At 71.3% G+C, this 18,691-nt stretch carries 14 protein-coding genes; 12 read left to right on the plus strand and 2 right to left on the minus strand.

Translation table 11 applies throughout. The annotated features are described in order from the left end of the window. Positions 1–3: 3 nt before the first annotated feature. Positions 4–1,572: a YncE family protein gene (locus GQR16_RS19720; protein ID WP_211373441.1), complete on the minus strand. Its 1,569-nt coding sequence runs from the start codon at positions 1,570–1,572 to the stop codon at positions 4–6. A gap of 176 nt (positions 1,573–1,748) precedes the next feature. Between GQR16_RS19720 and GQR16_RS04900 the strand changes: the two genes are divergently transcribed. Further along, a complete protein-coding gene (locus GQR16_RS04900) occupies positions 1,749–3,152 on the plus strand; it encodes an MFS transporter (protein ID WP_157414044.1) in 1,404 nt (467 codons plus the stop codon). Positions 3,153–3,180: 28 nt separating this feature from the next. Here the strand turns inward: GQR16_RS04900 and GQR16_RS04905 are convergent, their stop codons facing one another. After that, positions 3,181–3,819: a TetR/AcrR family transcriptional regulator gene (locus GQR16_RS04905; RefSeq protein ID WP_170298416.1), complete on the minus strand. Its 639-nt coding sequence runs from the start codon at positions 3,817–3,819 to the stop codon at positions 3,181–3,183. Between the two features lie 219 nt (positions 3,820–4,038). On the opposite strand from GQR16_RS04905, the gene GQR16_RS04910 reads away from it, so the two are divergent. The 11 genes from GQR16_RS04910 to GQR16_RS04960 all read left to right on the plus strand — a co-directional run bounded on the left by GQR16_RS04910 (position 4,039) and on the right by GQR16_RS04960 (position 18,626). Continuing rightward, positions 4,039–6,609 (plus strand): beta-glucosidase family protein, encoded by a 2,571-nt coding sequence (locus GQR16_RS04910; RefSeq protein WP_246200528.1) that lies wholly within the window; start codon positions 4,039–4,041, stop codon positions 6,607–6,609. A 56-nt stretch (positions 6,610–6,665) separates the two neighbouring features. After that, on the plus strand, positions 6,666–8,327 hold the full coding sequence (locus tag GQR16_RS04915) for an ABC transporter substrate-binding protein (RefSeq protein ID WP_246200529.1): 1,662 nt from the start codon (positions 6,666–6,668) through the stop codon (positions 8,325–8,327). Between the two features lie 137 nt (positions 8,328–8,464). Next, complete coding sequence (locus GQR16_RS04920) at positions 8,465–9,508, plus strand: ABC transporter ATP-binding protein (protein WP_157414047.1); 1,044 nt, start codon at positions 8,465–8,467, stop codon at positions 9,506–9,508. Beyond that, positions 9,505–10,482, plus strand: a complete 978-nt coding sequence (locus GQR16_RS04925) for an ABC transporter permease (RefSeq protein WP_157414048.1) — start codon at positions 9,505–9,507, stop codon at positions 10,480–10,482. Before GQR16_RS04920 ends, GQR16_RS04925 begins: the two co-directional genes overlap by 4 nt. A gap of 1 nt (position 10,483) precedes the next feature. Beyond that, entirely contained in the window at positions 10,484–11,515 is a 1,032-nt protein-coding gene (locus GQR16_RS04930) for an ABC transporter permease (protein WP_157414049.1), read from the plus strand. Beyond that, positions 11,512–12,612, plus strand: a complete 1,101-nt coding sequence (locus tag GQR16_RS04935; protein ID WP_157414050.1) for an ABC transporter ATP-binding protein — start codon at positions 11,512–11,514, stop codon at positions 12,610–12,612. The genes GQR16_RS04930 and GQR16_RS04935 overlap by 4 nt, the downstream gene beginning before the upstream one ends. 68 nt (positions 12,613–12,680) lie before the next feature. Next, positions 12,681–13,556, plus strand: coding sequence for a sirohydrochlorin chelatase (locus tag GQR16_RS04940; protein WP_157414051.1), 876 nt, complete (start codon positions 12,681–12,683; stop codon positions 13,554–13,556). A 249-nt stretch (positions 13,557–13,805) separates the two neighbouring features. Beyond that, positions 13,806–15,614: a nitrite/sulfite reductase gene (locus GQR16_RS04945; RefSeq protein WP_157414052.1), complete on the plus strand. Its 1,809-nt coding sequence runs from the start codon at positions 13,806–13,808 to the stop codon at positions 15,612–15,614. Beyond that, positions 15,611–16,354 (plus strand): phosphoadenylyl-sulfate reductase, encoded by a 744-nt coding sequence (locus GQR16_RS04950; RefSeq protein WP_157414053.1) that lies wholly within the window; start codon positions 15,611–15,613, stop codon positions 16,352–16,354. Before GQR16_RS04945 ends, GQR16_RS04950 begins: the two co-directional genes overlap by 4 nt. Continuing rightward, positions 16,351–17,274 carry a sulfate adenylyltransferase subunit CysD gene (cysD, locus tag GQR16_RS04955; RefSeq protein WP_246200530.1) on the plus strand — a complete coding sequence of 308 codons (924 nt, stop codon included), beginning with the start codon at positions 16,351–16,353 and terminating at the stop codon, positions 17,272–17,274. The genes GQR16_RS04950 and cysD overlap by 4 nt, the downstream gene beginning before the upstream one ends. Then, entirely contained in the window at positions 17,274–18,626 is a 1,353-nt protein-coding gene (locus GQR16_RS04960) for a sulfate adenylyltransferase subunit 1 (RefSeq protein ID WP_157414055.1), read from the plus strand. Before cysD ends, GQR16_RS04960 begins: the two co-directional genes overlap by 1 nt. Positions 18,627–18,691: the final 65 nt, after the last annotated feature.

Consider the following 18,691-nt stretch of genomic DNA (forward strand, 5'->3'; position numbering starts at 1 on the left):
TGGTCAGCGGGCGCGGCGACGCGACCTGATGCCCGATGCCGCGAGCAGCAGTCCGGCAGCGGCGAGCATGCCGACGGCGAGGGCCGAACCGGATGCCGCGTCGACGCCGGTCGCGGGCAGGCACGTAGTCGAGCCGGGCGGGCACGGGGTCGGCGTCGGCGGTGCGGTGGTCGGTACCGGCGTGGTGGGCGTCGGAGTCGGCGTCGGCGTCGGAGGTGCGGGCGTGACCGTGAGGAGCATCGGGTCGCCGATCACCGGGTCGAAGAGCGCGCTGGTGGCGACGAGGCGCACGAGCAGGCCCGAGTTCGCGAGCGCGCCGTCGACGTCGAGCGACTCCCCGGTGGCGCCGGCGACGTCGGTCCAGGTCGCGCCGCCGTCGGTGCTCGACTGCCAGCGGATCTGCTGCCAGAAGTCGGCGGCGGTGGCCGTGAACGTCGCGGGCGTGCCCTCGTCGACCGTCTGGTCGCCGCTGCCGGTGATCGTCGGCTTCGTGAAGACGAGCAGCTCGTCGGTGCCGCCGCTGGTCGCGTAGACACGGTCGGCGTCGGCACCGGTCGCGCTGTACGCATCGACCGACTCGACGTTCGCGCCGATGTCGACCCGCGACCCGTCGGGCGTGCCGGTCGAGTAGTCGATCGCGACGATGCCCCCGGTGAGGCAGGCGACGTAGACGCGGTCGCCGTTCGGGGTCGAGTCGAGCAGGCGCGGACCGCAGTCGACGGGGTCCGTCACGACGGGGTCGGCGGAGCCGGGCGTGAACGCGGAGATCGAGGTCGGCGTGCCGGAGTTCGAGCTCAGCACGCGGTCGACGTTCTCGACATAGGCGGAATCCCAGGGCAGGTCGCCCGTGGGGGTGAGGGTGCCGAGCGCGAGCGAACCGTCGCCGGCGACATCGACCGCCTGCACGCCGCCCGCCGGAGCGGCCGCGAACGAGGTGAAGTACGCCTGCGTTCCGTCGGTGCGCACCGAGACGCCTCGCGATCCGTTGGGCACGGTGACCGTGCGAGGAGCCGCCGTCGGATCCGCGGTCGTGAACTGGTACTGCGGATTGAACAGCGTCGCCGCGTAGATGTAGGTGCCCGCAGCGTCGGCCTCGAGGTCGACGAATCCACCGCCTGCCGTGATCACGGTCGGTGCGGGCATGCCGCCCGCCTCGAGGTCGGCGGCCGGGTAGACGAGGATCTGCCCCGGGTTGTAGAACGCGACCCACACCTGCGTGCCGTCGGGCGAGACCTGCACGGACGTGGGATTGAAGTCGGTGCCGGGCCCGAAGGTCACGGCGCCGACCTGGGCGAAGTCGGTGGTCTCGTACACCCGCAGGTCGGCGACGCCGCCGTCGCCGCGCGAGATGACGAACACGTGGGCGCCGTTGGGCGTGGCGTCGACGTCGATCGGGTACCGCCCCGACGGCACGGCCAGGTAGGTCATCTCGGGGTCGGCGCTGGCGGGGGCCGCGGCGAGCAGCCCGGTCGCGGATCCGGCGAGGAGCATCAGCGCGGCCGTGGCGATCGCGAGGCCGCGACGGCGGCGACGCGACCGGGGCGGGGCCTGCCGGCGATCGGTGTCGAGCATTCGTCGAGTCTTTCATCTGTCGCACGCCGGCACCAGACCACGGGGTGGCGCGCGGAGTAGTGTTCGTGCAGATCACCGACGATCCGACCGCCCGCCCGCCGTGCGGCGCCGGACGACGGGCGCCGCGCCGCGGCATCCGTCACCGGCCGTTCACCCGACCGAATGAGACTGCTCGCATGACGCTTCCCCCCGAGCCCCCCGCCGACGCACCGCGCAACTTCCCGCCGTCGCACCTGACGCCCGCCGACGGCGCCGCGGCGACGATCGGCGTGACGACCGAGCAGGTGGAGGCCGTCTCCGACGCGGGCGCGCGCAAGGGCCGGATCCTCGCGTGGGGGCTCTGGGACTGGGGCTCTGCGGCCTTCAACGCCGTCGTGACCACGTTCGTGTTCACCGTGTACCTCACGGGCGAGTCGTTCGGGCCGAAGGGCACCGTCGAGGCGCAGCTCGGCTGGGCGCTCGCGATCGCGGGCCTGCTGATCGCGCTGCTCGCGCCCATCACGGGCCAGCGCTCGGACACGAGCGGGCGCCGCAAGCTCTGGCTCGCCGTGAACACCTACATCGTGGTGCTCATCACGCTCGCGATGTTCTTCGTACTGCCGGCGCCCGAGTACCTGATGCTCGGCCTGTTCCTCGTGGCCGCGGGCAACGTGTTCTTCGAGTTCGCCGGCGTGAACTACAACGCCATGCTCGTGCAGGTGTCGACGCCGCGCTCGATCGGCAAGGTGTCGGGCTTCGGCTGGGGCATGGGCTACGTCGGCGGCATCGTGCTGCTGCTCGTCGTCTACTTCGGCTTCATCCAGCCCGAGGTCGGGCTCTTCGGCGTGACCGGTGACGACGGCCTCGACGTGCGCGTCACCATGCTCGTGTCGGCGATCTGGTTCGGGCTCTTCGCCCTGCCGGTGCTGCTCGCCGTGCCCGAGTACCGCAACCCGGCCGCCGTCGATCGCGGCAAGGTCGGCTTCTTCGCGTCCTACGCGCGTCTCGGCCGCGACATCAAGCGCCTCTGGAACGAGCAGCGCGACACCGTGTGGTTCCTGCTCGCGAGCGCCGTGTTCCGCGACGGACTCGCGGGCGTGTTCACGTTCGGCGGCGTGCTCGCGGCATCCGTCTTCGGGTTCTCGGCCGGCGAGGTCATCATCTTCGCGATCGCGGCCAACGTCGTCGCGGGCGTCTCGACGATCGCCGTCGGCGCGCTCGACGACCGCCTCGGGGCGAAGCCCGTCATCATCACGGCCCTCATCGGCCTCGTGGTCAGCGGCCTCATCGTGTTCTTCCTGCACGACGGCGGGCAGATCGTGTTCTGGACCGCGGGCCTCGCGCTCTGCCTCTTCGTGGGTCCGGCGCAGTCGGCGAGCCGCACGTTCCTCGCTCGGCTCATCCCGGCCGGGCGCGAGGGCGAGGTGTTCGGCCTGTACGCCACGACGGGCCGCGCCGTGAGCTTCCTGGCGCCGACGGCGTTCGCGCTGTTCGTCACGATCGGCGGGGCGCCGTACTTCGGCATCCTCGGCATCGTGCTGGTGATCGCGCTCGGGCTCGCGCTGCTCATTCCCGTGAAGGCGGTGCCGGTGCGGCGGTAGGGCCGGCGGCGCGGGGCCGGCCGGGCGGTCAGGCCTCCGCGCGCAGGCGCTCGACGAGCTCGTCCATGGCGCGGCCGACGATGCGGGGCATGTCGACGGCGTCGGGGTCGAGGAGCCACTGCACCTGGAGGCCGTCCATGATCGCGATGAGGCTCGTCGCCGAGTCGCGCAGCTCCTGCGCGTCGGTGTTGCCCGACACCTCGCCGAGCACGCCGGCGATCTTGGTGCGCAGGCCCTCGGTGCGGGTCTGGAAGTAGTCGTGGGCCGGATGCCCGTCGGTCACCGATTCGCCCGAGAGCACCGAGTACGCCTGCACGACGCCTCGGCGGTGCGTGTTCTCCTCGACGGTGTCGACGAGGTGCTGGAGGAAGGCGGGGCCCTCGACCTGCGCGCGCTCGGGGATGCCGGCGACCTCCTCGCCGTCGCGGTACTTGAGCATCGCGACGAGCAGCCCCTCCTTCGACCCGAAGTGGTGCAGCACGCCCGCGTGGGTCATGCCGGCCTGCTCGGCCACCTCGACGAGGGCGCCCTTGTTGTAGCCGCGGGCGCCGAAGACGTTCAGTGCGGCCTTCAGCACCGCCTCGCGGCGTTCGGTCGTGCGCGCCTGAGGGCGCTGCACGCGCTCGGCCGCGGGCTTCGGGGCCCCGGCTCGCGTTGTGTCCACCACGGATGATTCCTTCCTCGTGCAGCGCCGACTCGCGGCATCCGCTTCTGTGCAGGATGCCGCGTCGGGCGTCGCATGTCGAGTGCAGCACTCGATGTTCGGGTCTGTCGGGTGCCACCGTTCGCCGTTACCGAACCGTGACATGATTCACTTACTTACTAGTCAGTAAGTGTGTCACGATGTCCAACGTCACTCAACGACGAGCATGGATGGAGTTCAGGCGTGACCGCAACGACGACCGCCCTCGGGGCCCTCGACCCGAACGGGGCACCCGCAGCCGATACCCTCGGCGCACCGGCGATCGACCCGGCGACGCTCGCCGCCTCGCTCCCGCTCGACGAGAAGGTCGCCCTGCTCACGGGCGCCGCGACCTGGACGCTCCGGTCGATCCCCGAGATCGGCATGCGCACCATGACCGTCTCCGACGGGCCCATCGGCGTGCGCGGCACCGGCGAGGACGGCCTGCCCTCTGCGCAGCTGCCCGCCCCCTCGGCCACCGCCGCGACCTGGGACGTCGACCTGCAGGCCCGACTCGGCGCGCTCATGGCCGGCGAAGCCCGCCGCAAGGGCGTCGACGTGATCCTCGCCCCCGTCGTGAACCTCCAGCGCAGCCCCGTCGGCGGCCGCCACTTCGAGTGCCTCTCCGAGGACCCGCTGCTCACCGCCCGCCTCGCCGTCGCGTTCATCGACGCGATCCAGGCCGGCGGCATCGCCGCATGCGTCAAGCACTTCATCGGCAACGAGACCGAGACCGACCGCACCTCCTACCTCTCGCGCATCGACGAGCAGACGCTCCGCGAGGTCTACCTCGCCCCGTTCGAGGCGGTCGTCGACGCCGGCGTCTGGACCATCATGGCCGCCTACAACGGCCTCACCCGCGACGGCGTCGAGGCGACCTCGACCGCCCACGAGCCCCTGCTCAGCGGCATCCTCAAGGGCGAATGGCAGTTCGACGGCGTCGTGATCAGCGACTGGCTCGCCACGAAGACCGCGGTCGAACCCGCCGTCGCCGGCCTCGACCTCGTGATGCCCGGCCCCGGCGGCCCCTGGGCCGACGGCCTCCTCGCGGCGGTCGAGTCGGGCCTCGTCCCCGAGTCGGTCATCGACGACAAGGTCGCCCGCATCATCCGCCTCGCCGACCGCGTCGGCGCACTCAGCGGCATCGCCGGCGAGACCCTGCCGTTCGACGCGACCGGCGCCACCGACGACCCGGCGGGCGAGAACGTCGTCGCACTGCTGACCGAGGCCGCCGCGCGCTCGACCGTCGTGCTGCGCAACGAAGGCGGACTCCTGCCCGTCGACCCCGCGCTGCGCGGCCGCATCGCCCTCATCGGCCACAACGCCGTGCAGCCCTTCACGCAGGGCGGCGGCAGCGCGTTCGTCACCGCGCCGCACGTGAGCCAGCCGATCGACGCCCTCCGCGCCGCGTTCCCCGACGCCGCCGTCGACCTGCTCCGCGGCGGGGCGACCACGCTGCGCGCCCCACTCGCGCCCGCCGAACTGCTCACGACGCCGACCGGCGAACCCGGAATCCTCGTCGAGCTCCTCGACGCGAACGGCGAGACCGTCGGCACGGAGCTGCTGCCCGACGCCGAGGCGCTCTGGTTCCCGATCGACGACGACGCCGCGGCATCCGTCCGCGTGATCACCGACCTGCACCTCGCGCGCGCCGGGCGCCACCTCATCGACCTCGGTCCCGTCGGCGCGCACCGCGTCGTCGTCGACGGCGCCGAGCGCAGCACCTCCCGGCACGTCGTCGGCGCCGAGGTGATCCTCGACTCGAGCTACGCGAACCCTGCGCACGTCGAGACCGCGATCGACGCCGAGGGGCCGCGCCACGTGCGCATCGAGGTCGACGCGCAGATCATCGACGGCGAGTCGTACGGCCGCTTCGTGCGCCTGCACTTCCGCCACCTCGAGCCCAGCCTCAGCATCGACGAGGAGATCGCACAGGCCGTCGCCGCCGCCGAGCAGGCCGACCTCGCGGTCGTCGTCGTCGGCACGAACTCCGAGACCGAGTCCGAGGGCTGGGACCGCCCCGACCTCGCGCTGCCCGGCCGCCAGAACGAGCTCGTGCGCCGCGTCGCCGCCGCGAACCCCGCCACCGTCGTCATCGTGAACGCCGGCGCTCCCGTGCTGCTGCCGTGGCTCGACGAGGTCGCCGCCGTGCTCTGGTGGTGGCTGCCAGGCCAGGAGGCCGGAGCCTCCCTCGCGGCCGCGCTCACCGGCGCCATCGAGCCGAGCGGCCGCCTGCCGTGGACCCTCCCCGCGAACGAGGCCGACGTGCCCGTTCCGCACGGCATCCCCGTCGACGGCGTCATCGAGTACGCCGAGGGCGTCGACGTCGGCCACCGCGGCTGGGATCGCCTCGAGCGCACGCCCGCCCGCGAGTTCGGCTTCGGACTCGGGTACGCCGCATGGGAGTACCGCACGCTCGAACTCGTCGACGCGGCATCCGGGACCCCCGATGCCGACGCTTTCGCGACCGCCCGCGTGACGGTCGAGAACACGAGCGGGCGCGACGGCCGCGAGGTCGTCCAGGTCTACCTCTCGGCCGACCCGGCCGATGCGACCCGCCCCCTTCGCTGGCTCGCCGGCTTCGCCGTGGTCGACGTCGCCGCCGGCGGCAGCGCGACCGTCGACATCCCGATCGCACGCAGGTCGTTCGAGACCTGGGCGACGGATGCCGCATCATGGACCCTTCCGTCGGGCACCTACCGGGTGCACGCGGGCCGGTCCTCCCGAGATCTCCGCCTGGAGGCCGTGCACGCCGTGCACCCGGTCGCGGGCTGAGCACCACCCAAGCACCACAACGCACCAACCCACACACAATGCAAGGAGGCATGGAAATGCGAAAGAGCATCCTCGCCGCGGGCGCCGTACTGGTCGCCGCCGGCTTGGCTTTCACGGGGTGCAGCGCGGACACGAGCGGCGGAGGCGGTGGAACGAGCGCGAAGGTGCTCACCATCGGCATGCCGAACGGCCCGCAGCAGCCGAACCAGAACCCGCTCGCCACCGGATCGGCATCGCTGTCGCTCGGCTACGCGTTCGCGGTCTACGAGTCGCTCATGCAGGTCAACGAGATCGACCCGACCGCGGCCCCGACGCCGTGGCTCGCCGACTCGGTCGAGTGGAACGCGGACTCGACGCAGGCGATCATCACCGCTCGCGACGGCGTCAAGTGGTCCGACGGCGAAGACTTCACCGCTGAGGACATCGCCTTCTCGATCCAGCTCCGCAAGGACAACCCCGAGCTGAACATCGACTTCCCCGACCAGTACGGCGACATCACCGTCGACGGCAACAAGGTCACCGTGAACTTCACGACCGGCCAGTACGTCAACCAGGTGAAGCTGTACAAGCTGCTCATCGTTCCCGAGCACATCTGGAAGGGCGAGGACGCCGTCACGTTCAGCGACGACGACATGATCGGCACCGGCCCGTTCACCCTGAAGTCGTTCAGCGCCCAGGCCGTCACGCTCACCCCCAACGAGACGTACTGGGGCGGCAAGTCGAAGGTCGGCGAGCTCCGCTACGACGCCTACAACGACAACGCGGGCCTGACCACGGCGCTCACCACCGGTGAGGCGCAGTGGGGCTGGACCTTCATCCCCGACTACGAGTCGACCTACATCGCCAAGGACCCCGAGCACTTCAACCAGGTCGCCGGCGGCGGCTTCGGCGTCGACGTGCTCTACCTGAACAACGAGACGAAGCCGTTCAACAACGTCGCCTTCCGTCAGGCGCTGAACATGGTCGTCGACCACGCCGACATCACGAAGACGGCCGGCTACGGCGTCTGGCCCGAGATCACGAGCGTGACCGGCCTGCCCCAGCCCTCCGGCGACGCGTTCATCTCGGACGAGTACCAGGGCAAGGAGCTCTCGGTCGACGTCGACGGCGCCAAGAAGGTGCTGACCGACGCGGGCTACACCTACGACGGCGACAAGCTCATCGACCCCGATGGCGAAGCGGTCTCGTTCAAGCTGACCAACCCCAGCGGTTGGACCGACTACCTCGACGCGCTCGGCATCATCGCCGAGGGTGCCAAGTCGCTCGGCGCCGAGGCCACGGTCGACGCGATCGTGCAGGACACCTGGTTCAACGACACCATCCCGTTCGGCAACTTCCAGGCCTCGCTGCACTGGACCGACGGCGGTTCGACCCCCTGGAACCTGTACTCGAACATCATGGACGGCGCCTCGTACGTGCCGCTCGGTGAGACCGCGAACTGGAACTTCGGCCGCTACAACGACGACGACGTCACGAAGGCCCTCGCGACCTTCAAGTCGACGACCGACGAGGGCGAGCGCCAGGCCGCGCTCGACGTCGTGCAGCAGCACTACGTCGAGGACGTTCCCGGCATCGTGATCTGGTCGCGTCCTGCCGTGGCGCAGTATTCCACGCAGAACTACACCGGATTCCCCACCTCCGAGGACCCCTACGCGAACCCGCAGCCGACGGGCCCGCAGGCGGCACTCATCCTGTCCAAGCTCACGCCGAGCGAGTGACCCCGACCGGGCGCAGGCCCGGAACAACCGGCACATCGGGAACCTCCCGCAACATGTGACGATGAGGTGCGGCGGATGCCTCGTGCATCCGCCGCACCACCCACTCAACGTTGAGCTCCGACCCCGAGGTGACCCGAATGTCCCCCTCCCCCTCAGCAGAACCCGCGGACGGCGACGTCGTCCTCCAGGCCGTCGACCTGCAGAAGCACTTCAAGCTCCGCGGGCTCAACTCGCGCGACGTCGTGCACGCGGTCGACGGCGTGAACTTCGAGCTGCGGCGCGGCCGCGTGCTCGCCCTCGTCGGCGAATCGGGCTCGGGCAAGTCGACCATCGCCCGACTGCTCGCCCAGCTCATGCCCACGACCGGTGGGCGCATCCTGCTGCACGGCGAGGATGCCGCGGCCAAGGGCCGCCGCGCGTTCCGTCGGTACGTCGGCCGGGTGCAGATGATCTTCCAGGACCCGTTCGGGTCGCTGAACCCCGTGCACACCGTGCGGTACATGCTCACCCGCAGCCTCCGCATCCACCGCGGACGCCTGCGCGGCGCCGCCCTCGAGGAGGCGCTCGTCGAGCTGCTCGAGCGCGTGCAGCTGAAGCCGGCCGAGCGCTACATCGACAAGTTCCCGCACGAGCTCTCGGGCGGCCAGCGCCAGCGCGTCGCGATCGCCCGCGCCCTCGCGGCAGACCCCGAGGTGCTGCTCGCCGACGAGCCGATCTCGATGCTCGACGTGTCGATCCGACTCGGCATCCTGAACCTGCTCCAGGACCTCCGCGATCGCCTCCACATCGCGATCCTCTACATCACCCACGACATCGCCTCGGCCCGCTACTTCGCCGACCGCACGATGGTCATGTACGCGGGCCGCATCGTCGAGTCCGGTGATTCCGAGTCGGTCACGCAGGACCCGAAGCACCCGTACACCCAGCTGCTCGTGCGCTCGGCGCCCGACCCCGACGACCTCGAGGCGCGTGCGCACGGTGCACGCGGCGAGGCCCCCAGCCTCGTGAAGCCCCCGAGCGGATGTCGCTTCAACCCGCGCTGCCCGTTCGCGACCGAGCTGTGCCGCACGGAGGCTCCGCCCCTGCTGCCCGTCGGCGACGGCCGCGAGGCCGCGTGCTGGGGCTACTCCGAACGTGCCGACCGCCCGACGCTCAGCGACATCACGGAGGCGCTCGCATGAGGTTCTTCCTCCGCCGACTCGGCTTCTACCTGATCACCTTCTGGGCCGCGGTCACGATCAACTTCTTCATCCCCCGCATCATGCCCGGCGACCCGGTCAGCGCCCTCATCGCCAAGAACCAGGGCCGCATCAGCCCCGACGCCGCCGAAGCGCTGCGCACGCTGTTCGGCCTCGACGAGAACATGTCGCTCTGGGACCAGTACGTGCAGTACTGGAACCTGCTTCTGCACGGCGAGCTCGGCACCTCGTTCGCCTACTCCGCCCCGGTCGCCGACGTCATCGCCGGAGCCATCCCCTGGACCATCGGCCTGGTCGGCATCGCGACGATCATCAGCTTCACGCTCGGCACGCTCATCGGCTCCGGCATCGGCTGGCGTCGCGGCACGTGGGCCGACTCGCTCCTCCCGATCTCGACGTTCTTCTCGGCCGTGCCGTACTTCTGGCTCGCGCTGATCGCGATCTCGGTCTTCTCGGTCACGCTCGGCTGGTTCCCGGCGAGCGGCAGCTACGACCGCTCGCTGGTTCCGTCGTTCTCGTGGGAGTTCATCTCCTCCGTCATCTACTACGGCACCCTGCCCGCCCTGACGATCGTGATCTCGTCGATCTCGGGGTGGATCCTCGGCATGCGCAACATGATGGTCACGGTCTCGTCCGAGGACTACGTGACGGTCGCGCAGGCGAAGGGCGTCTCGGAGCGCACCGCCCTGTTCGGCTACTCGGCGCGCAACGCGATCCTGCCGCAGGTGTCGAGCTTCGCGCTCTCGCTCGGCTTCATCGTCGGCGGCACCCTCGTCATGGAGATCGTCTTCTCCTACCAGGGCATCGGCTACTACCTCTTCACGGCGGTCGCCGCGAAGGACTACCCGCTCATGCAGGGCATCTTCCTCGTGATCACGGTCGCGGTGCTGTTCGCGAACATCGTGGCCGACTTCATCTACGGGGTGCTCGACCCGCGCACCCGACAGGAGGGCTGACATGACGATCGACACCAGCATCGTCGAAGAGGGCCAGGAGCTCGAGAAGCCGTCGCAGGCGCCCATGACGGGCGTGGTCGCGGCGGCCGAGGGGCGCCGACGCGGCAAGCCGCGCAAGTTCCTCTTCCTCCGCAACTCGAAGGCCGTCGCCGGCATGGTGATCCTCGGGTTCTTCCTCCTCATCGCGATCATCGGGCCGTGGATCGCCCCGTACGATCCGAGCGCGCGCAGCGACGACATCCTGCAGCCGCCGTCGTGGGAGCACTGGTTCGGCACGACCCACCTCGGCCAGGACGTGTTCTCGCAGATCCTGGTCGGCACGCGCGGCGTGATCGTCGTGGGCTTCGTCGCCGGCATCCTCGCGACCGCGATCGGCGTCATCGTCGGCGTCACCGCCGGGTACATCGGCGGCCTCGGCGACGAGACCCTCTCGGTGCTCGCGAACGTGTTCCTCGTGATCCCGCAGCTGCCGCTCATCATCATCATCGCCGGCCAGCTGCCGACGGTCGGCGGCGTGACGGTGGCCGTGGTCATCGCGATCACGGGCTGGGCGTGGGGTGCGCGCGTGCTCCGAGCCCAGACGCTCTCGTTGCGACGCCGCGACTTCGTCGAGGCGGCCCGCGCGAACGGCGAGCGCACGTGGCGCATCATCACGGCCGAGATCCTGCCGAACCTCACGGCGATCATCGCCTCGGGCTTCGTCGGCACCGTCGCATTCGCCGTGCTCTCGCTCATCACGCTGTCGTTCATCGGCATCGGCAACACGGGCGAGTGGAACTGGGGAACGGTGCTCTACCAGGCGCAGTCGCAGCTCGCACTGCAGCGCGGCGCGTGGTGGTGGTTCGTTCCGGCGGGCCTCTGCATCGCCCTGCTCGGCATGTCGCTGACCCTCATCAACTTCGGCATCGACGAGTTCGTCAACCCGCGCCTGCGATCGACGGGCCTGAACGCCAGGTCGCTGCGCAAGCGCGGCATCCGCCCCCGTATCGGATTCACCCCTGTGGTGCGCGAGGCCGAGGAGACCCGAGCATGACCATCGCCAGCCCCATCGGGCACCCCCAGCGACTCGCCCCGGCGAGCGACCCCGTGCTCGAGATCAAGAACCTGTCGGTCGACTACGGCTACGACGACGACCCGGTGCACGTGCTGCGCCAGGTCTCACTCACCCTGGGCCGCGGCGAGGTGCTCGGCCTCGCCGGCGAGTCGGGCTGCGGCAAGTCGACGCTCGCGTATGCGGCCACGCGACTGCTGCCGCCCCCCGGCCTCATCACGGGCGGCGAGGTGCTGTTCACCGACCGCTCGGGAGTGAAGACCGACCTGCTGCGACTGAACGACACGCAACTGCGCGCGTCGCGCTGGCAGGACATGGCGATCGTGTTCCAGGGCGCGATGAACTCGCTGAACCCGGTGTACCGCATCGGCCGGCAGATCGCCGACGGCATCCGCGCGCACGAGCCGAAGACCTCGCAGAAGGAGGCGCTCGAGCGCGCCGCCGAACTGCTCGACCTCGTCGGCATCTCGCCCGACCGCCTGCGCTCGTATCCGCACGAGCTCTCGGGCGGCATGCGCCAGCGCGTCATGATCGCCATGGCGCTCGCGCTCGACCCCCAGGTGCTGATCATGGACGAGCCCACCACGGCGCTCGACGTCGTGATGCAGCGCCAGATCGTCGAGCAGATCGCCGAGCTGCGCGATCGCCTCGGCTTCTCGGTCATCTTCATCACGCACGACGTGTCGCTGCTCATCGAGATCGCCGACCGCATCGCGATCATGTACGCGGGCGAGATCGTCGAGGATGCCGCGGCGCTCGACGTCTACAACAAGCCCCGTCACCCGTACTCGTCGGCGCTGCTGCACTCGTTCCCGCCGCTGCGCGGGCCGCGGCGCGAGCTCATCGGCATCCCCGGATCACCGCCCGACCTCTCCCGCCTCGGCGGCGGGTGCCCGTTCGCCGACCGCTGCGCGTTCGCGTTCGACGCCTGCTCGAAGGTGAACCCCGAGCTCGTGTTCCCGAACGTGCCGGGCGACGACCCTCGCCGGTCGGTCGCGTGCCTGCGCCACGACCCCGCCGCCGTGCGGGCCGTCGGCGAGGTGCCGCTGCCCGTGCCGGCGGAGCTGTCGCTGAGCTGAGCGAGGGCGAACGGATGCCGCGGGCAGGCGTCTCGTCGTCGGAACACGCGCTGTGCGAGCATGGGCGCATGCCTGAACGCCTGCCCGCCCTCGTCGCCATCTCGCACGGAACGAGCTCCCCCGAGGGTCAGGCGGCGGTGCGCGGGCTGCGCGACGCGGTCGGCGAGGCGCTCGCGCGTCGTGCCGCCCGCGCCGGCACGGCAGACGCCCCGACGGCGTCGCTGCGACTCGGTCACGTCGACGTCGAGCAGCCCGACGTTCCCGCCACGCTCGCCTCGCTCGCCGAGGGCGAGCCGGCGGTCGTGGTGCCGCTTCTGCTCTCGGCCGGGTATCACGTGCACGTCGACCTCACCGAGGCCGTCGAGGCCGAGACGGCGCGCGACGTCGTGCTCGGCGGCGCGCTCGGCCCCGACGACCGGCTCGTGACCGTGCTGATCCGCCGCCTCGACGAGGCGGGCATCCGCGACGACGACGCCGTCGTGCTCGCGGTCGCGGGCTCGAGCGATCGGCGGGCCGTCGACGACTGCCTCGACATGACCGCGCGGCTCGCCGCGGCATCCGGGCGCGCCGTCTCGGTCGGGTTCCTGTCGGCCGCCGAGCCGTCGCTGCCCGACGCGGTCGCCGCGGCCCGTGCCGACGCCGCGATCGCCCTCGCGCTCGACGCGCCCGGCAGGCCCGGTGCGCTGCTCGGCATCCCGGGCGTCTCCGACATCGCCGGCTTCCCGGGCGTGCCCGGCACCAATCGGGCGAAGGCGGCCGCGGCTCCCCGCGTGATCGTCGCGAACTACCTGCTCGCCCCGGGCTACTTCGACGACCTGGCCCGCTCCGCCGGTGCCGATGTGGTCGCGCAACCCCTGCTGCTTCCGGATGCCCCGGCCCCCGCCGAGCTCGTCGACCTCGTGCTCGAACGCTACGACGCAGCATCCGGGTCACCGGTCGAGTAGGCGCGCCGGCGCCGTATCGAGACCAGCGACCCGAGCCCGACCGGCTGGTCTCGTTACGCTCCTTCGTCGCTCCTCGACCGGCGGAGCACCCGGCGGAGTCCGCGAGCGCAAGGGTTCCCGCCCACTGTGACGCAATACGTCACGACGTGACCGGACGTGACGCCATCGCCTGACGGCATCCGGCGGCCTCGCCTAGCTTCGAGCGGAAGGCCTGAGCGCACCGTGCGCCGCCGACGGAAGGAGCAGCCTGTGACGACCCCGCCAACGGATGTCGCGACCGACGCGAGTGCGCTCGACGCGGCTGCGACCGAGACCGCCGCGGCCCCCGCTCGCCCGGAACGCCCCGAGCGCGCCGAGCGCCCTGCCCGTGCCGAGCGCCCCGCGCGCCCCGGCGCCAATCGTCCGAACGGCCAGTGGAAGGTCGACGGCACGGCCCCGCTCAACGGCAACGAGGAGTGGAAGCAGGTCGACAACGGCCTCGCCGTCCGCGGTCGCATCGAGGAGATCTACTCCAAGGGCGGCTTCGCGTCGATCGACCCGACCGACCTGCACGGCCGGTTCCGGGTCTGGGGCCTCTACACGCAGCGCAAGCCGGGCATCGACGGCGGGCGCACCGCGACCCTCGAACCGCACGAGCTCGAAGACGAGTACTTTATGCTGCGCGTCCGCATCGACGGAGGCCAGCTGACCACCGAGCAGCTGCGTGTCATCGGGCAGATCTCGGTCGACTTCGGCCGCGACACCGCCGACCTCACCGACCGCCAGAACGTGCAGCTGCACTGGATCCGCGTCGAGGACGTGCCCGAGATCTGGCGCCGCCTCGAGGCCGTCGGGCTCGGCACGACCGAGGCGTGCGGCGACGTGCCGCGCGTCGTGCTCGGCTCGCCCGTCGCGGGCATCGCGGCCGACGAGCTCATCGACCCGACCCCGCAGATCGACGCCATCACGAGCCGCTTCATCGGCGACGAGACGCTCGCCAACCTGCCGCGCAAGTTCAAGTCCGCGGTCACGGGCCACCCCAGCCAAGACGTCGTGCACGAGATCAACGACGTCGCGTTCGTCGCGGTCGAACACCCCGAGCTCGGCGTCGGCTACGACCTCTGGGTCGGCGGCGGACTCTCGACCGCCCCTCGGCTCGCCGAGCGCCTCGGCGTCTGGGTCTCGCCCGACCGCGTGGCCGAGGCCTGGCACGGCGTCGCGCAGATCTTCCGCGACTACGGCTACCGGCGCCTGCGCAACAAGGCGCGCCTGAAGTTCCTGCTCGCCGACTGGGGCACCGAGAAGTTCCGCCAGGTGCTCGAGACCGAGTACCTCGACTCCCCGCTGCCCGACGGCCCCGCGGCACCCAAGCCGCTCGCGCACGGCGACCACGTCGGCGTGCACCGCCAGAAGGACGGCCGCTTCTACGTGGGCGCCACGCCGATCGTCGGCCGCGTCTCGGGCCCGACGCTCGTGAAGCTCGCCGAGCTCGTCGAGGCTCACGGCTCGTCGCGGCTGCGCACCACGCCGCACCAGAAGCTCGTCATCCTCGACATCCCCGAGACCCAAGTCGAGTCGCTCATCACCGGGCTCGACGAGCTCGGCCTCTCGGCGCGGCCGAGCCTCATCCGCCGCGGCACCATCGCGTGCACGGGCATCGAGTTCTGCAAGCTCGCGATCGTCGAGACGAAGGCCTTCGCGACCGCGGCCGTGCTCGACCTCGAGCGCACGCTCGACGGCTTCGACCTGCCGCACCCGATCAGCCTGCACGTCAACGGCTGCCCGAACTCGTGCGCCCGCATCCAGACGGCCGACATCGGCCTCAAGGGCCAGCTCGTCATGAACGACGCCGGCGAGCAGGTTCCCGGCTACCAGGTGCACCTCGGCGGCGGGCTCGCCACGGCCGACCGCGAAGAGGCCGGCCTCGGTCGCACCGTCCGCGGCCTCAAGGTCGAGGCCGACGGCATCGCCGAGTACGTCGAGCGGGTCGTGAAGCGCTTCCTCGACGACCGCGACGCCGTGGGCGACGAGACGTTCGCCGAGTGGGCGCACCGGGCCGACGAGGAGGTGCTGCGATGAGCGTGTCGCTCGCCCCCCGCACCGCGACGCTGCGCAGCCACGACGAGCTGCGGGCCCTCGCCGAGGCGGGCGACGCCGAACTCCGCAGCCTGGCCGACGACGAGGCATCCGCCTACGAGGTCATCGCCTGGGTCGCACGCAACTTCGATGCGGATGCCGCGGCGGTCGCCTGCTCGATGGCCGACGCGGTGCTGCCGCACGTCGTCGCGCAGTCGCTGCCGGGCGTCGACGTGCTCTTCCTCGACACGGGCTACCACTTCGCGAAGACGTACGAGACGCGCGACCTCGTGGCCGACGCGCTCGACGTGCGCGTGGTCGACGTGCTGCCCGAGCTCACCGTCGCCGAGCAGAACGCGCAGTTCGGAACCGACCTGTTCGCGCGCGACGCGGCCGAGTGCTGCGCGATGCGCAAGGTCGCCCCGCTGCACGACGCGCTCGGCGGCTACGAGCTGTGGTTCACGGGCGTGCGGCGCGACGAGGCCCCCACGCGCACGAACACGCCCCTCGTCACCTGGGACGAGCGCAACGGACTGGTCAAGGTCAACCCGCTCGCGGCCTGGAGCTTCGACGAGCTGATCGACTACTCCAACGCGTTCGGCGTGCCCGTGAACGACCTGTTGACGCAGGGGTACCCGTCGATCGGCTGCGAGCCGTGCACGAAGAAGGTCGCCCCCGGCGAAGACCCGAGATCCGGCCGATGGGCCGGCCTCGACAAGACGGAATGCGGGTTGCACGTATGAGCGCCACCGAGACCGTGCCCGTCGCCGAGGGCATCGACACGCTCGACGCCCTCGAGGCCGAGGCGATCCACATCATCCGCGAGGTCGTCGCCGAGTTCGAGCGCCCCGTGCTGCTGTTCTCGGGCGGCAAGGACTCCGTGCTCGTGCTGCACCTGGCCGCGAAGGCGTTCTGGCCGGCCAAGGTGCCGTTCCCGGTGCTGCACGTCGACACGGGCCACAACTTCCCCGAGGTCATCGAGTTCCGCGACCGCACGGTCGAACGGCTCGGGCTGCGGCTCGAGGTCGCCTCCGTGCAGGACTACCTCGACGACGGTCGCCTGTCCGAGCGCGCCGACGGCACCCGCAACCCGCTGCAGACGCAGCCGCTGCTCGACGGCATCGCCGCGGGCCGGCACGACGCGGTCTTCGGCGGCGCCCGTCGTGATGAAGACAAGGCGCGCGCCAAGGAGCGCATCCTGAGCCTCCGCGACGAGTTCGGCCAGTGGGACCCCCGCAACCAGCGCCCCGAGCTCTGGGACCTCTACAACGGCCGCCACACGGTCGGCCAGCACGTGCGCGCGTTCCCCATCTCGAACTGGACCGAGCTCGACGTGTGGCGCTACATCGAGCGCGAGGGCATCGAGCTGCCGCCGCTCTACTACGCGCACGAGCGCGAGGTGTACCTCCGCGACGGCATGTGGCGCGCGATCTCCGACGTCTCCCCCGCGCGGGCCGACGAGACGGTCGAGCGCCGCATCGTGCGCTACCGCACGGTGGGCGACATGAGCTGCACGGGTGCGGTGGAGTCCGACGCGGCATCCGTCGGCGACGTCGTGCGCGAGATCGCCCTCTCGACGCTGACCGAACGCGGAGCCACGCGTGCCGACGACCGCATCTCGGAGGCCGCCATGGAGGACCGCAAGAAGGACGGGTACTTCTGATGGGCGCACTGCTCCGCTTCGCCACCGCCGGGTCCGTCGACGACGGCAAGTCCACCCTCGTGGGCCGCCTGCTGCACGACTCCAAGGCGATCCTCGCCGACCAGCTCGAGTCGGTCACGCGCACGAGCGCCGAGCGCGGCTTCGGCGGCGAGCCCGGTGCGATCGACTTCGCACTGCTCACCGACGGCCTGCGCGCCGAGCGCGAGCAGGGCATCACGATCGACGTCGCCTACCGATACTTCTCGACGGGCCGCCGGTCGTTCATCCTCGCCGACTGCCCGGGGCACGTGCAGTACACGCGCAACATGGTCACGGGCGCGACCACGGCCGACGCGGTCGTCGTGCTCGTCGACGCGCGCAACGGCGTGCTCGAGCAGACCCGCCGCCACCTCGCCGTCGTCGCGCTGCTGCGCGTGCCGCACGTGATCATCGCGGTCAACAAGATCGACCTGCTCGACTACTCGCAGTCCGCCTACGACACGGTGGCCTCGGATGTCGCCGCGCTCGCGCGCGAGCTCGGCCTCGCCGACACGCACGTGATCCCGGTCTCGGCCCTCGCGGGCGACAACATCGTCGACCGGTCGGCGAACACGCCCTGGTTCGACGGCCCGAGCCTGCTCGAGCTCCTCGAGACGCTCCCGTCGCTCGACGAGCTCGAGACCGAGTTCGAGGCGCTGCGCATGCCCGTGCAGCTCGTGATCCGGCCGCAGGGGTCGCTCGCGCACGACGTCGCCGACGCCGAGGCGTTCCGCGACTACCGGGCGTTCGCCGGGCGCATCGCCTCCGGGACCGTGCGCGTCGGAGACCGGGTGCAGGTGTTCCCGGGCGGCGCGACGACGACCGTCACGGGCATCGACGCCGGGTCGACGACGGTCGAGGCGGCATCCGCCCCCCGCTCGGTCTCGCTGCGACTGGCCGACCAGCTCGACGCCGCACGCGGTGCCGTCATCGTCGCCGAGGGCGCGCTGCCCACCCCGCGCCGCGAGCTCGACGCCTCGGTGTTCTGGCTCGGCGCGACGCCGCTGCGGCCCGGCGCCCGCGTGCTCGTGAAGTCGGGCACCAGCACGGTGCAGGCGCTCGTCACCGACATCGTCGGACGCCGCGACCTCGACACGCTCGCCCTCGAACCGGCCGGCGCCCTCGAGATCAACGACATCGGCCAGGTGCGCGTGCGCCTCGCCGCCGAACTCCCCGTCGAGGAGTACTCGACGCACCGCCGAGCGGGCGCGTTCCTCGTGATCGACCCGCAGTCGGGCTACACGCTCGCGGCCGGCATCGTGACCGAAGCTCCGCCCGCCTCCCCCGAGGCCGTGGCCGAAGCCGAAGCAGCCGCCGCGTGGGTCGCCGTATGAGCGGCACGAGCGGCAGCCGGGCCCGCACCCGCACGATCGCTGGCCTCGTCGGCGGGCTCCTGCTC

It is taken from the genome of Agromyces allii, from assembly GCF_009749385.1.
Lineage (GTDB): Bacteria > Actinomycetota > Actinomycetes > Actinomycetales > Microbacteriaceae > Agromyces > Agromyces allii.

Coding starts and splice junctions, on each gene's coding strand:
- GQR16_RS04920 (WP_157414047.1), top strand. CDS start 8,465: ATGTCCCCCTCCCCCTCAGCAGAACCCGCGGACGGCGACGTCGTCCTC.
- GQR16_RS04925 (WP_157414048.1), top strand. CDS start 9,505: ATGAGGTTCTTCCTCCGCCGACTCGGCTTCTACCTGATCACCTTCTGG.
- cysD (WP_246200530.1), top strand. CDS start 16,351: ATGAGCGCCACCGAGACCGTGCCCGTCGCCGAGGGCATCGACACGCTC.
- GQR16_RS04950 (WP_157414053.1), top strand. CDS start 15,611: ATGAGCGTGTCGCTCGCCCCCCGCACCGCGACGCTGCGCAGCCACGAC.
- GQR16_RS04915 (WP_246200529.1), top strand. CDS start 6,666: ATGCGAAAGAGCATCCTCGCCGCGGGCGCCGTACTGGTCGCCGCCGGC.
- GQR16_RS04935 (WP_157414050.1), top strand. CDS start 11,512: ATGACCATCGCCAGCCCCATCGGGCACCCCCAGCGACTCGCCCCGGCG.
- GQR16_RS04930 (WP_157414049.1), top strand. CDS start 10,484: ATGACGATCGACACCAGCATCGTCGAAGAGGGCCAGGAGCTCGAGAAG.
- GQR16_RS19720 (WP_211373441.1), bottom strand. CDS start 1,572: ATGCTCGACACCGATCGCCGGCAGGCCCCGCCCCGGTCGCGTCGCCGC.
- GQR16_RS04900 (WP_157414044.1), top strand. CDS start 1,749: ATGACGCTTCCCCCCGAGCCCCCCGCCGACGCACCGCGCAACTTCCCG.
- GQR16_RS04960 (WP_157414055.1), top strand. CDS start 17,274: ATGGGCGCACTGCTCCGCTTCGCCACCGCCGGGTCCGTCGACGACGGC.
- GQR16_RS04940 (WP_157414051.1), top strand. CDS start 12,681: ATGCCTGAACGCCTGCCCGCCCTCGTCGCCATCTCGCACGGAACGAGC.